Here is a 13,881-nt window from a genome sequence, read left to right as displayed (position 1 = left end):
CTTTATAGGGTGAGTTGTCCTCTGTAGTAAGCTTTGGGGCTGGCAATATTTTGTCTGACGCCTTAAGTTATATCGCCTTTTTTAGGGGGAAGTTAGAAGGATAACTATGACGAGTATCGTAGCGGATATCGGTGGGACCAACGCCCGATTTGCCATCGCCAAGCCTGTAGCAGAGGGTTACCAGCTGGAAGAACTCAAAGTCGTTGATTGCCAACGCTTCGAGGGATTTGATGCAGCACTACAGCACTGGCTCGATGGGTTAAACCAGCCGCGCCCGGAGAAGGCGTGTATTGCAGCAGCCGGTCCGCTGGAGATGACTCCAACAGGTGGAAAGGTTTATATGACCAATCTGGGCTGGACTATTGACGCCGGCGAGCTGGCGCAAGAGTTTAGCTTTCCCCACCTAGAGCTGATTAATGATTTTGCCGCCTTGGCTCAGTCTCTGCCCCGTCTGGCCGAATCAGATTACCAGGTACTGCGCGATACTCCCCGGCAGGCAGGTGCCCCTATGGCGGTGCTCGGTCCCGGAACCGGCCTCGGTGTTGCCGGACTGGCTGAAGCCGATGGCCGATACCATGTGCTGGCGGGAGAGGGCGGGCATGCCAACCTGACAGTCTCCACTGAGCGTGAATTGCAGTTGCTGCAAATCCTGATGAAAACCCAGCTACCCGTTTTCAACGAATGGGTTTTGTCGGGCAATGGGCTGGTTAATCTCTATCGCGCAGTTTGCGAGCTGAACGGAGAGATCGCTGAGGACCTGACGCCCCCCGATATCAGCGCCCGAGGCCTTGAAGGTTCAGATCCGCTGTGCCGTGAAGCTCTGATAGATTTCCTCAATTTCCTCGGCAGTGCGGCCGGGGATGCGGCCTTGTATATGGGCGCTCGTGGCGGGGTATTTTTGGGGGGTGGTATACTGCCCAGGATCGCTGAACTGCTACCTGAGAGCGAGTTTGAGCAGCGTTTCCTGACGAAAGGGCGTGTCGCTCAATGGATGGAGGCCGTTCCGGTATACGCGTTGAATGCGGGTTATCAGGCTCTGATTGGCGCTGCAGTACAGCTTGAGGGGTAATTACTCGGTACTTTTGTTGGGTTATGGCCTGACAAACGTGTATTAAATTACACCTGTGATTGATCTCACACTTTTTCCCGTCTCCTCCCCCCTCGGGGGAGGATGTTATGGATTAGGGGCCGCCCTAGGATGCAGGGTCTCAACATAACGATAAGTCCAGGGAGAAGATGATGAGTCTATCCAATAAAGGTAAAGGGGCGCTCAGACCCACTTTGCTATCTGCTGCCATCGCGGCCTCCGTGTCCACCTCGGTTGGGGCCTATGCTCAGGAGCAGGAAACACTGGAAGAAGTAACAGTTACCGGTATTCGCACCAGCGTTTTGGACTCCGTTGAAGCCAAGCGCGCCGCCGATGTTGTGGCCGATGTGATAGATGCGGGTGCGCTGTCATCTCTTCCCGACCAATCAATCGCCGATGCCCTGGGCCGTCTGCCCGGCGTAACCACCGTGCGATCCAACGGTCAGTCCTCACAGCTAAATATCCGCGGTATGAACGGCGACTTCCTGCAGACCACTCTGAATGGTCGTGAGCAGGCCTCTACCAGTGGTTATACCGAAAGTACTCGCTGGATATCTTTTGACCAGTACCCAGCTGAGCTGATTAATCAGGCGGCGGTCTACAAGACTCCGAAAGCCTCTCATATTGAAGGTGGTGTAGCGGGTTCTGTAGAGCTGAAAACAGCCAATCCTCTCGACGCCGAGAAAGAACACAACTTTAATGCCAATGTACGCATGTCGTTTAACGACGCAGCAGACGACGTCGGTGCCGACGAGTTCGGTGAGCGTGTCACCCTGTCGTACATGGGTAAATTTATGGATGACAAGGTGGGCGTCGCCCTGGGTTATTCCCACCTTGAGCAGCCGAACAACTTTACCAAAGCTCGTGCAGGTGCTGACGATCAGCTCGGATACTTCACCGGAACTACGGAAGATGAAGAGGAAGTAAGTGTACCCCGAGCTTTCCAATGGCAGGCTGGAACAGGTACAGATACTCGCGATGGCTATCTGGCCAGTGTTGTATTCCAGCCTACAGATAACTTCAAGGCTCAGCTTGACTATTTCAAGTCTGAATTTGAGCGGATTGATACTCGCCACGGTATTACTGTTGGCAACTTAGAAAATACCGATGGTTACACCGCTTTTGGAATGATAGATGGGGGAGTTGCAACCTCAGGCACAGCAACTGTCACCGATACAATTGTTGGTCCCTGGTTTGAAGCGCGCTCCGAAGATCAATCCACCCAGGCAGATAGCGACAGTATTGGCTTGAATTTGGAGTGGAGTTTTGCTGATCAGCATACTTTAACTTTCGATTATTCATACAGTGAAGGCACCAAGACTCGCAAGGACCAGATTGTGTCCATGCATGCGTATGACTTGGGGTATGACGATAGCGGTGAACTGGAGACTTGGCAGGAAGCGGCAAATCAAAGCTTCGCTTACTCAATGAAAGGTGATGGTATACCTTCAGTTGCTTTTGCTGGGGTAGATTTTACTGACCTGGATACCATGCGTCTTTCTCGATATGAGGAGTATCCTCACGAGTACACTGACGAGGTTGAAGCCTTCAAACTGGACTACCAATTTGATTTGGAATGGGGAGCGATCGCCTCTATTGAAGCTGGTCTTCGTTACTCTGAGAGAACTTTTGATTCTGACCGTGGAACCTTCCTGTATGGTAGTCGCGATGGGCAGTATAACGGTTACTGTGAAGACAACCTTTCAGAAATTGAATGCATACCACAAGAGCTGGATGGTTTCGTAAAAGTTCAATCCGTTGAAGGTGCTCCCGATCATTTCGTTATCTCTGATATGGATGGTCTTGCGTCAAGCATTTTTGGTGCCGGTAACTACCATGGTGTAAAAACTTTCAGTAATGGTAAGGATTGGACTTACATTGAGTCCGGTGCAGTAACTGAAGAAGTGTTCGCCTACTATGCGATGGCGAATATTGATACCCAATTGGGAAGTATACCCGTAACCGGTAACTTTGGAGTGCGCATTGTCGAAACAGACGTTAAATCAAAGGGTATCCAAAAAATTGGTGATGGCCTTGGTACCGCGATCACTGATGATCTGGGCGTGACTAGCACCGACTATGGCCATGTCGAGTATGGCCCTGAATATACTGATACCTTGCCTTCATTAAATTTAAACTTTGAGTTATCAGAACAAGATTACATTCGCTTCGCCGCTGCAAAAGTTATGGGGCGCCCACCGGTTGGCCAGCTAAAGGGCGGTGCAGGTTCTTGGAACTCAGCGGGAGAGAATGATTATAATGTTTGGACCAAAGGATCTCCCTATCTCGATCCCTTCCGTGCGAATCAATTTGACTTAGCTTATGAACACTACTTTGAAGATGGTGGCGCGGTTACTGCAGCAATCTTCTGGAAAGATATCGAGAGCCTGATCGAGAAGCAGTATATTTACCTCGACAGCCAGTCTGAGCGTACAGCCTTGTTTGAATCTTTAGGTATCGATGTTCCGGAAGGCTTTGAAGCTGGTGCATTTGAAACTTACGTGAACAATGATAAGGGTGGCTATATTCGCGGCATCGAGCTGGCTGGTACCAAAACCTTTGATCAGCTCCCAGGAATTCTATCTGGGCTAGGTATGACCGCTAGTTATTCTTACACAGAAAGTGAGACTGAGGTTACCGGCGGTAATCTCGCTGGTGAGACAATGCCTTTACCAGGCTTGTCTGAGAACGTCTGGAGTACTACAGTATTTTGGGATGTTGGGAACTTCAGCAGTCATGTAAATGTGCGCTATAGAGACGAATTTACAGAAGTAATGCCAATCCCTGGTAGTTCTACAGTAGTTCCGGCTCGTGAATATACAACTGTGGATGCACAAATATCCTATGCCTTCGATAATGGTATTGATGTTGTTTTATCCGGTAATAACTTGACGAATGAAGCTGATGTGAAATCTTATGGGGTAGATGGCGTCCTCGGTGAATACACTGAGTTTGGGCGTCAGTTCTATCTCGGCTTGAACTATAGCTACTAAGTATCGCTGATTCTTTCGGTGTAAACCCGAAGATGTGATAAGAGACCGCCCGCTGAGCTACGCTTGCCGGGCGGTTTTTTTTGAAATGTTAAAGGGCCCGACAATAAGTGCGGTGCCGATTTTTTGAGAGTCGCCATGAGCAATCAACGCAAAAAAATAATTATTCTTGGTGGGGGTACCGCTGGCTGGATAACCGCCAATCTGATGGCGACCCATTGGCAGGATAAAGGGTTTGAAATCACCCTGGTAGAATCACCGGATATTGGGATTATTGGTGTGGGGGAGGGGTCAACTCCGCCACTAAAAGCTTTTATGGAGACTATAGGAGTTAGCGAATCGGAGTGGATGCCTGCTTGTAACGCTACTTACAAGGTCGGTATTACCTTTAGGGATTGGTCGGTCAAACCGGGCTTTACCGAGTATGTTCATCCCTTTGTCGGCCAGCCTGACCAATTTACTATCCCGGCATTTTTTCATAATAGTTATCTGCGCAGGAAAGGCGTTGATCTGGAGGGACACCCGGACCACTTCTTTCTGGCCACTGAGATGATCCGACAAAAATTATCTCCAGTCGCACCGGAAAACTTCCCTTTTGAAATTGCCTATGGCTACCATTTTGATTCTGGTTTATTAGGTCAGTTCCTGCGTAGTGTTGCCGAAAAGAAAGGCGTTCGCTATAAGGTGGCCACAGTGGCTGGCGCCATGCTCGATGCACAGGGGAATATTGATCACCTGAAAACTACTGATGGTGAGGTTCTCAATGCGGATCTGTATGTGGACAGTTCCGGCTTCCGTGGAAGTCTTATACAACAATCCTTGAAAGTTCCTTTTATTAGTAGCGCTGAGAGTCTGTTTAACGACTCTGCGGTTGTATTTGCTACAGACCAGGAAAGGGAGTATGCCCCGCACACCATTTCTACCGCGATGAAATATGGCTGGGCTTGGAAAATCCCCCTGACTAATCGCAATGGCAACGGCTACGTTTACAGCTCTCGCTTTGTCGACGATGACAAGGCAGAAACCGAATTTCGCGCTCACTTGGGTTTGCTGGACAGTGATGTCGAGGCGCGTAGATTAAAGTTCAAGGTGGGACGGGTTGCCCAACACTGGGCCAAGAACTGCCTGGCGGTGGGGCTCTCCCAAGGCTTTATTGAGCCCTTGGAGGCAACGGCGCTTGATATGGTTCAGGAGACTGTTGTGCGCTTTATAGAGGCCTATAACAACGGTGATCATACAGATAAGTATAGGGATGACTTTAATAATCGTATCAGCGCTCGTTTTGATGCAGTGCGGGACTATATCGTCTGTCACTACCGTATTAGTTCGAGAACAGATACGGATTATTGGATTGCCAATGGCACTAATGAAAAGATATCTCCCTCCCTGCGTTCAATCTTGATGTCCTGGATGGCAGGCAAGAATATTACTGATGAACTACTGGATCAAAAATTGGATGTCTATTTCCCGAATGTATCCTGGAATTGCCTGTTGACTGGCAAAGGGATTTACCCGGGACAGGAACAGTTGCGTCCAGGTAATGAGTTTGCACACAAATATAAACTGGAAGAAATCAGGGATTTTAACCGCCGCTGTGCTCTGAACTTTATGCCGCACATGGATCAGTTAAATCAATTAAGGGTGGGGTAGAAGAAAACCTGGAATAGTGCTCGGTTTATCTCTGAGCACTATTCCACTTTAATCAGATAGGTAGATAAATCGTTTTAAATTAATAAATGACTATTCGCCATCCTTTACTTCTATTTTCTCTGATTCTTTTATACGTAGTATGTGCTTCTCTCCACGCTCACCACGAATTTTAACCCGATCTCCAGATTTCATACCTTTGAGCTTGGCCTCATCGGCATCCAGGAAAAAGTAGCGGCCAGTCTGCTCATCTTTCAGGGAAAACTTACGCTCGGATTTTCCCGTTTCAAAATCTTCAGAGATAATTTCTTCCAAGGTGCCAGTTACAATCTCCTCTGCTTGTACAAACAGGGAGAAGCTCAATGCAAACGCTATTAGAATGAACTTTTTCATAGTATTTATCCTACGGTAACGGATTTACAGTCTAATCACTGTAACTGACTAAGATAGTGGCCGACTGTTTGTCTGAGGCCACAGATTGAAACTCAATGGTTAAGCCAATATTTGAGTCGCTAAAGCTATCTCCTGGCTCCTTGAGTTCTGCTACATGGTTAAAGAGTCTATTATCGAGATAATGAACGGATACTGAATTTTCCATATGAGACGATGGGTTCAGTATGTCATGGCCTACATGGTAGTTCACGTAGTAGTAGTCTTCCCCATTCTGACTACCCGCACTCTCAACTTTCAGCTGCTGGGGCAGATTTCCTGAGAGCTTCTCCCGCAGTCAGCTCAATAGCCTCAATCTCCACCTCTTCTGTGCTGCCGGCGGTTTGGGTTACCGTTTGGGTATATTCGGGGAATAAATCATACCAGCCCATGTACTCTCGGTGACCACTGCCAAACAAGCGCGAAGTCCAGGCATTCCCCATAAAGCTCCCATCTGTTCCATACTCGCTTTCGCCACTATCGAGGGTATCGCCATCATTATTGTCGTCATTGCCGGCATGGCTGAGTCCAATATTGTGGCCGAGCTCATGGCCCATGATTATCTGGTCTGTATAAGCGGTAACGATGCTCCACTTACCACCAACAGAGGCGACACCAGCCCCAACCAGCCCAGCACTTTTGGCCTCCGGCGGGTAGATGTAAACACGGTGGCGCCAGTCGCTTAGGTTGATAGGGTTGTTATTGTCATCAACTAAATTGGCTTCCGCCCATTCTGTTGCATTGTCACGCCAAGTATATCCTCCGTCTGTATATTCTCCTCCCTGGCTGGAGCGGGCTGCCGCATTGTCAACACTTAAAGTGCCACCGTCTTGGTTATCTGGAATGTTGTAACTGATACAGTCAATGGAGCTATCTTCATTGCTAGCTTCCCCATAGCAGTAATGCTCCAGGGAGCTGTCGCTGATACGATGGCGCAGGAATTTTAGTTGTCCCAATGAATTCTTTAGGTAGGTATTGTCGAGAGAATCCTCATCGTTAAAGACCATATCTGCAATATCAGAGATATCAGTGGTATCTGTAGGTGCAGCATCAGAGAAGTTCATGAAAATGAATACGATACTGCTTTCATCTGGCTCTAAAGTGACGACTGAAAAGGTAATCGATTGAGTAGTGCCATCGCTAAGTTGAAATGAAATGGTATCTTCTGTCGTTTCACCATTGTTTAAACTGTCTGCAGAATCATTCAGGCTGTATTCCCAATCCCCGTTGCTGTATAACTTGAAATCGCCGTAGGATCCGTTAAGAGTTTCCTCGACAAACTCCGGAGTATTGCCATCGACATCCTCCAAAAGGAATGTTCCTGAAGAAAATTCCTTGCCTTCAACAATCAAAGTGGCCAGTGGGCTGGCGGGGTTGAACGTGTAGGCATCATCGTAACCGGTTATGGAAATGGATATAGTGGCTTCTGAATCACTGGAGCCGATACCTAAATTAAATGCGTCGGTCACTAACTCTGAGCCAGCAATTGGATCGGATAGTTCACTGTCCAGAGTATAGGTCCAGCTGCCATCGCTGGATATTTCCAGCTCTCCATAGGTCCCTTGGAAATTTCCGGATTCAAAGGTTTGATTTCTGTTTGAGTTATCGACTAGTTGCCCTGAAACTGTTGTCTCGACATCTTCGCTGACGCTGCCGCTGTCCCCGCTTATGCTGGGGGAATCATCGTTGTCAGAGTCGTCGTCATCCGAATCTGAATTGTCATTATCATCAGAACTGGAGCTGTCATCATCAGAGCCAGTATTGCCATCACCATCATCACCATCATCGCCGTCAGTGTTTGCTCCTGAATCGCTATCACTGCTTACTGGACTGCCGTCAGGCTCGTTGTCATCGGAGCTTCCGCCCCCACCGCAAGCACTAAGAAATACAGATAAACTGATAGCCGTGAGTAACTTCAGTGAATAGGTCATATCGCCTCGATAGATCCGTTAAATCAAATAGAATTGGCGCGGAGTATAAAGAGCTGTGAATCATATTCTGTGATGGCTGGCTTGCTTTTGAGGCCGGTTTTTTACTTGAATAAGAAATAGTGCTATCGATCGCACCTTGGAATTTTTTGCCAATAAAGATAGGAGAAATAGGCTGGGAAATAGTTGGAGGTTTATTAGGTGGGGAAAAGGATAATTTGGGAGCCTGTTGGCAAAGCAAAGTTGAAAGCGGTCAACTATTCACTGTGAATAGTTAACCGCATAAGGAATCTTACTCTGCAGGGAGTCCACTCAGGAACTGTTTTAAGTGTGAAACATTACAATCTCTTGTGTCGGCGCAGTTTTCCAGGATTTGTTTCAACTGCTGGTCGTCACTTTGTTCTGTAGCCAATTTCAAATAGTAAAGTATCTGATCCAGATTTTTATCTGGAGATTCGCCTTGGCTATAGGCCTCAGCAATTTTTAGTGAAGCTATACCATGCCCTCTCTTTGAGGCTTCCTCGTAAAGTGACATTGCGCGATCTAGATTAACGTCTACACCAAGCCCCTGTTCATACATGCGGGCTTGATTAAAGTATCCACACTTTGAATTTTGATTCGCTGCCTGTTCGAACCAATGAAGAGCCTCGGAATAGTCCTTGATAGAATCACTACTGGAGTCCAAATATATGAGCCCCAGCTTATTCATAGCGCTAGCTAACCCTCTCTCTGCTGCTTGAGAGTAATAATAGATCGCCTGTTTCAGGTCCTTTTCTACTCCGCTGCCTGTTTCATAGAGTCCGGCCAACCTGGCACTGGAGTTGGCTGAACCTTCCGCAGCTGCGAGCCTATAAAGTTGTGCTGCATGGGTCGGATTTTGTTCCACTCCATAACCATTTTCGGCGGAGTAACCCATATTGGTAATACACTCCAGGTGGCCGGCCCGTCCACACAATAAATACCAGGCATAGGCAATATCGGCGTTGGCATCTGCAATAATATTCTTGGAGTGCAGGATCCCCATTTTTAATTGTGCAGGAAGATGATTGCGATATGCCGCAGCTTGATAGTCCCTGATAGATTGTTTGATATTAACCGGTTGGTCATGGGCGCCTAGTTGTGTGATACGCCCTCTCTCAAAGAGTGCGGCGGGGTTGCCTGCAATTGCAGCCTCATTGAGAAGTGCCATGCCCTCACTGGCTTCTTTTTTCTCCTCCAGCAGGTAGCTGGCATAAAAAAACTGGGCTGGTGAAAAGCCGTTATCGGAAGCTTTTTGAATAAGCTGTTCAAATTGATAGTAATTATTCTGCTCAAGGTAACCAATAGCCTGGGTAAAGTGGGCTACGGGGTAACCTTTATTAGCGCTGGCTTGCAAGAATTGTGCAGCACCGGATTCGTTCGCTGAGTTAAATTCCTCTGACGCTAAAAGGGAGTAGAGTTCATACTCCGCCTGGCCTTTCTTCAAGTGTTGTTCGGCACTGGAGAGTAGTGAAGTTGCTAATTCTTTGTCCGGATCAATTCCCAGGCCCATAAAGGCTATATAGGCTAGGTAAACCTTCGCCTCTTCGAGCCCCAAGTCCGCAGCAGCAACAAATAATTGTGCGCACTCGTTAACTGCGAATTTTTCAGTTTTGCCACTAAGACACAGCCGCCCTAAACTGATATTGGCGGAAATGGATCCCATAATAATAGCGTCAAGATAAGCCTGTTCAGCCTGTGGATACTGCCCCTCCGCATGAAACACAATGCCTTCGGCGTATCGAGCAGCATAGTCTGTGGAGGCTAGTACCTGGATCACATCTGTATAGAGCTGATCTGATGTGCCGGCAAATGGATACCTGATCGCGAGCAGTCGGTGTAGAAAGCGGGCATTATCGAAGTAGATTTTCGATACCTGATAGCCGCCTACTTCCTTTACGTTATATACGCGGTATATAGCATTGCGACTATTTGCAAATTCAAAATAGCTATCAATAATTTCATAGCCGGATATGGTGAGCAGGTCTTCTGCATCTGCCCAGCTCCCGACCTCAAAGGCACTGTAGCTATACTCACCACTGCGTCCGGAGAGGATACCAGTAGCAATAAATTCAAACAGGTTTTTATGGTAGTTGGCGGCTTCTAACTGTCCCACAGACTCATAGCATTCTGCAGCGCTGAGATGGGGCGTCAGTGACAGGATGTTGTTGTTTGTTACGGCCTTCCAGTCCACGGCTTCACAAGACTTATCCCCAGATTCAATCGCGGATAGCTCCGCCTGGTAGCGCTCTCTGGCCGCGATATTATTCAGGGGTTGCTGAGATTCAAGATAGGCAACCCAGAAATCCTCATAAGCAACTGTATCTGGAGCGCTAGCAATTTGTTCGGTTAGCAGCCTTATTTCACTATCGCCGGGTTCGATGGAAGTGTGGGCCGCACAAGAGGCCAGTAAGTAAATAACGGGGGCAAAAAGGAATTTTTTCATTATTTACTTCCTGATCAGTGACTTAACCAGGTTTTTCATTGCCTTGCTGGTTTCCTGAGTATTCGAATTATCGCCCTTGGCCCAGAACTGATATTGAAGTGCTTCATCCAGTTTATCGAGTTGCTCCATATACTCGGCAATATCCGTATTGCGGACATGGTCCGCTTTGGATTTAAAGGCGTAGTTCACCGAGATGTTATTGCCAATATGATCGGAGGTTCTGGAGAAGGTGAACCAGGGATTGTCTATCTGTAGATCCTGGGATTCCTCTCTCCACAAAACCTCTCCAGTAATTTTGGCTACTGCTTTGTGGTTGATATCCACAGGATGTGCCAGCGCTAATGGGCTCTGGCGAATACGCTTCTGGGGGCTGGTAATATAAGAGGCGATACTGGAGCCATACAGTGAGAAAATCTTCCGGGCAGAGTTCAACTCGGCAAAATCACTGATCTCATATAGCTCCGATACCTGAAGTATATTTTCACCCCGATTGTCCTGGTGCTTGATATTGGATGTGATTTCAATACCGGGGTAGTAAGTTGCCATAAAGTTTGCGTAATTACTCTTTATGTATTCAGAGTCCGCTGACTGGAAAAATTGACGCATCTGCTCCGCTTTGAGAGCGCTGTAGGTGGACTCAACAGTTAGCCCTGCGGTATTGGCACTGGCATTGATTTCAAAATTTTCGGTGACATCCAGTTGCAGAGTGCCATTGGCGGGATAAATCGTGGTTACTTGTTTTAATGCTCGGGTTCCCTTTCGAATGGGGAGTGCCAATTCATAATCAAAGAAGCCTTTACTCTTGATATTAGAGCCCTGTCCGGAAGCGGTGCCGTCAACCCAATAATCTTGTCCATTGAGTTCAATGACGCTGATTACATGATCAAACGAACTGGGAGAGGGGATATCATTGGCAAGGTCACGCCCGCGTCCTGAAGACACCAAAGCGGGGTAAGAGTTAACCCCCAGGTGAGACAACATGGCGGTTATTAATATGGCCTTGTCTTTACAGTCGCCATAGCGCTTATCCAAAGTCTCTCTCGGCGTTCGCGGTTGGTGTGAGTTGATTCCAAACTCGATCCCAAAGTAGCGAATATCCTCCTGAACGTAGGTAATAGCCTTGCTGACCGCTCCCTCAAGGCCTTCCTCTACACGCCATTGATCCAATTGCCGGGTGAGTTCCTTTGGCAGGGAAAGGTCAATATCGTAGAGTGTCATTGCCCAGTCGTTCACTTCAGCCCAGCTGTTATAGCCTGAATATTGGATGTAGTTGAATGGGTCATGCCAGTGAGGGTATTCCCCCTCCTGAAGTATCGGAGACACCTGCTTCAGGTCCAGCGTGTACTGGTAAGTGCCGTTATTGCGGGTAACGTTCACCGGTACTTTTTCATTGTTAAAACGGTAGTTGAGCTTGTTGTCACTGGTAATTTTTACATGGCGCCTGTCGATGGCATCCGGCCATGACAGGTAGAAAGTACCAAAATCCCCGCGTTCAAAAATAGGATTGCTTCCCTCGAGTGTATAAGCGTAGGAGATTTTGTCACCGGGTCGGATATCCTCAAGAATGTAAAGCGCATTCCACATTTCAGAGTAGAGTTTGCTGGACAGCTCCTGCTCAGACTGGAATAACTTGAAGTCCTGTTTGTCCAGGCGATCAATCACTTGATCATTGCGGGTGACGGTAATTTCGTGAACGACCAGCTGCTGGAACGCGGGGTAAAAACTAATGTTCAGTTCCGATACCTGTTTAACCCCCTGCTGATTGAGGGGCTCCATCACCAACTGAAAATAGTATTGGTGTTGTTCGTTCGTATGGGATATCTGGGAGTTGCTCAGGTGATACCTAACACTGCCTTCGGGTGCAGTGACACTACTCGAGAGATCGACGGCATCCACCCAAGTGGGTGTTGGGGCTATGTTAATTTCAGGGGTAGCCTGGGCCAGCGACACAGCAAATAAGAGAGTCACAGCCAGAATTTGGCCGAAGGAACGATATTTCAAAATGAGCCTCGATTGTTATCTACAGCCTATACCGGCGGAGACAGAATAGATCTTGGGTGGGGAGTAAGCAGAAGAGGCACGCGGGGCACCCTACGATTGATTCGCTTCTGTTGAACCCTGGATCTTTCCCTATAGGGCAGTGCCTGTTGCCGTTTGGCAGCGGCGCTCCGTTACCGCTTGGTGTTGGGATCGTTAAGTGAACAGCCGGTAATATACCCCAATGGCTATGGGCTGAGTATCGAATGGCTATGACCGCTGGCGTTTTGAATAAGTTTTTCGGAGGTTCAAATTGATGAAGGCAGGGTTTGTTGTGTCCAGGCGATGAAATGGTTAAAAAACAACCGAATCTTGAAGGTGGGAGGCCACCCAGCTTGTAAGCTGAGTGACCTGAGATCTGCTTATTGGGTTTGCTCCTGAACGGGCATTTCTTCGAGCTTAGCCTTTATCTCTTTCAGCTTTTCCTTAACTCGGGCTGCATTGTCGGGGCCCATGCGGATCATCAGCTTTTGTATTCCAGGGAGTTTTTCCAGTTTTGGATCGGCAAATTTGTAATACACCGACGGGCGTATCAATTGAATAGGGCCTTCAACATCTGGCGCTGCCAGTACATTGTCGATTGCTCCAATCACCACCTGGTGGAATGACTTGTTGCGAATCCCCAGCTCGCCGTAGGCCTGAGCTAAACGGGGGTACCAGTATTGATACAAGGTGATGATTGCATCAGTGTTAGCCAGTGCGAACAATCGTACTGGTTGGTCGTAACGGCGATAGTTCTCCGGGGACAGCTGGTAGCCTTCAGCGGATGACCCGGTAACGGTGATGGGGCCGCGAATGGTTTTCAGCGGGCGATGCTTGTGAATCAACTCACCACGGGATGCTGCGTTGGCAGCGGCTACCCATTTACGTATTACTTCATCAGGTACCAGCCAGCGGGACAAGGCGCCGTCGGGTGCCAAGGACATTAATTCGTCATATGCGGCCTTATCGCTCTCGTTCAGGGGGGGAGGTGGCTCTCTGCCGGGCTCCTCTTCGATGACCGGCTCCTCGGGCGGTTGGGCTGGTTCCTGGCTCTCAGGTTGTGCCAGGGCTTCTGGCTCGGGAGCAGTTTGGGGTTCTTCGACAACACCGATGGTGGGAATTTCTTTTTTCTTTTCCTCGCCGGTCCAGAGCCAATAGGCTGCTGCAGCGACAACGACCACCACAATAATGCCGATGATCCACCCTTGCCTAGATTGTTGTTCCGACATTCCCTGCCTCCTTTGACTGCTAACAGAATGTGACGCTTGGACCACGACAAAGCGCTGCGGTTTCTCGCGATCTGCTGGTTTTACATTA

At 48.3% G+C, this 13,881-nt stretch carries 8 protein-coding genes; 3 read left to right on the top strand and 5 right to left on the bottom strand.

The window, feature by feature from the left end; translation table 11 throughout:
- The first annotated feature begins 106 nt into the window (after positions 1-106).
- The 3 genes from glk to ACJJIY_RS02815 all read left to right on the top strand — a co-directional run bounded on the left by glk (position 107) and on the right by ACJJIY_RS02815 (position 5,727).
- On the top strand, positions 107-1,069 hold the full coding sequence (glk, locus tag ACJJIY_RS02825; RefSeq protein ID WP_282931051.1) for a glucokinase: 963 nt from the start codon (positions 107-109) through the stop codon (positions 1,067-1,069).
- A 170-nt stretch (positions 1,070-1,239) separates the two neighbouring features.
- Positions 1,240-4,080, top strand: a complete 2,841-nt coding sequence (locus tag ACJJIY_RS02820; protein ID WP_445359053.1) for a TonB-dependent receptor — start codon at positions 1,240-1,242, stop codon at positions 4,078-4,080.
- Positions 4,081-4,215: 135 nt separating this feature from the next.
- The gene (locus ACJJIY_RS02815; RefSeq protein ID WP_445359052.1) at positions 4,216-5,727 is read left to right on the top strand and encodes a tryptophan halogenase family protein; all 1,512 of its coding nucleotides are present in this window, start codon (positions 4,216-4,218) and stop codon (positions 5,725-5,727) included.
- A 90-nt stretch (positions 5,728-5,817) separates the two neighbouring features.
- Here ACJJIY_RS02815 and ACJJIY_RS02810 read toward each other — a convergent pair whose 3' ends face one another.
- The 5 genes from ACJJIY_RS02810 to ACJJIY_RS02790 form a co-directional block, all read right to left on the bottom strand.
- Positions 5,818-6,117 carry a hypothetical protein gene (locus ACJJIY_RS02810; protein ID WP_445359051.1) on the bottom strand — a complete coding sequence of 100 codons (300 nt, stop codon included), beginning with the start codon at positions 6,115-6,117 and terminating at the stop codon, positions 5,818-5,820.
- A 287-nt stretch (positions 6,118-6,404) separates the two neighbouring features.
- Complete coding sequence (locus tag ACJJIY_RS02805; protein WP_445359050.1) at positions 6,405-8,084, bottom strand: VCBS domain-containing protein; 1,680 nt, start codon at positions 8,082-8,084, stop codon at positions 6,405-6,407.
- A gap of 289 nt (positions 8,085-8,373) precedes the next feature.
- Positions 8,374-10,545 carry a tetratricopeptide repeat protein gene (locus tag ACJJIY_RS02800; RefSeq protein WP_445359049.1) on the bottom strand — a complete coding sequence of 724 codons (2,172 nt, stop codon included), beginning with the start codon at positions 10,543-10,545 and terminating at the stop codon, positions 8,374-8,376.
- Positions 10,546-10,548: 3 nt separating this feature from the next.
- Positions 10,549-12,546: a DUF3857 domain-containing transglutaminase family protein gene (locus ACJJIY_RS02795; protein WP_444895938.1), complete on the bottom strand. Its 1,998-nt coding sequence runs from the start codon at positions 12,544-12,546 to the stop codon at positions 10,549-10,551.
- A gap of 398 nt (positions 12,547-12,944) precedes the next feature.
- Positions 12,945-13,793, bottom strand: coding sequence for a DUF3014 domain-containing protein (locus ACJJIY_RS02790; RefSeq protein ID WP_413663508.1), 849 nt, complete (start codon positions 13,791-13,793; stop codon positions 12,945-12,947).
- Positions 13,794-13,881 lie beyond the last annotated feature (88 nt).

It is taken from the genome of Microbulbifer maximicatervae (SeqCode) (genome assembly GCF_052468155.1).
This window is presented reverse-complemented; position numbering and strand designations above follow the sequence as displayed.

Bases quoted from the DNA above. Each gene is read 5' to 3' on its own strand.
- glk (WP_282931051.1), top strand. From the start codon at position 107: ATGACGAGTATCGTAGCGGATATCGGTGGGACCAACGCCCGATTTGCC.
- ACJJIY_RS02820 (WP_445359053.1), top strand. From the start codon at position 1,240: ATGAGTCTATCCAATAAAGGTAAAGGGGCGCTCAGACCCACTTTGCTA.
- ACJJIY_RS02815 (WP_445359052.1), top strand. From the start codon at position 4,216: ATGAGCAATCAACGCAAAAAAATAATTATTCTTGGTGGGGGTACCGCT.
- ACJJIY_RS02810 (WP_445359051.1), bottom strand. From the start codon at position 6,117: ATGAAAAAGTTCATTCTAATAGCGTTTGCATTGAGCTTCTCCCTGTTT.
- ACJJIY_RS02805 (WP_445359050.1), bottom strand. From the start codon at position 8,084: ATGACCTATTCACTGAAGTTACTCACGGCTATCAGTTTATCTGTATTT.
- ACJJIY_RS02800 (WP_445359049.1), bottom strand. From the start codon at position 10,545: ATGAAAAAATTCCTTTTTGCCCCCGTTATTTACTTACTGGCCTCTTGT.
- ACJJIY_RS02790 (WP_413663508.1), bottom strand. From the start codon at position 13,793: ATGTCGGAACAACAATCTAGGCAAGGGTGGATCATCGGCATTATTGTG.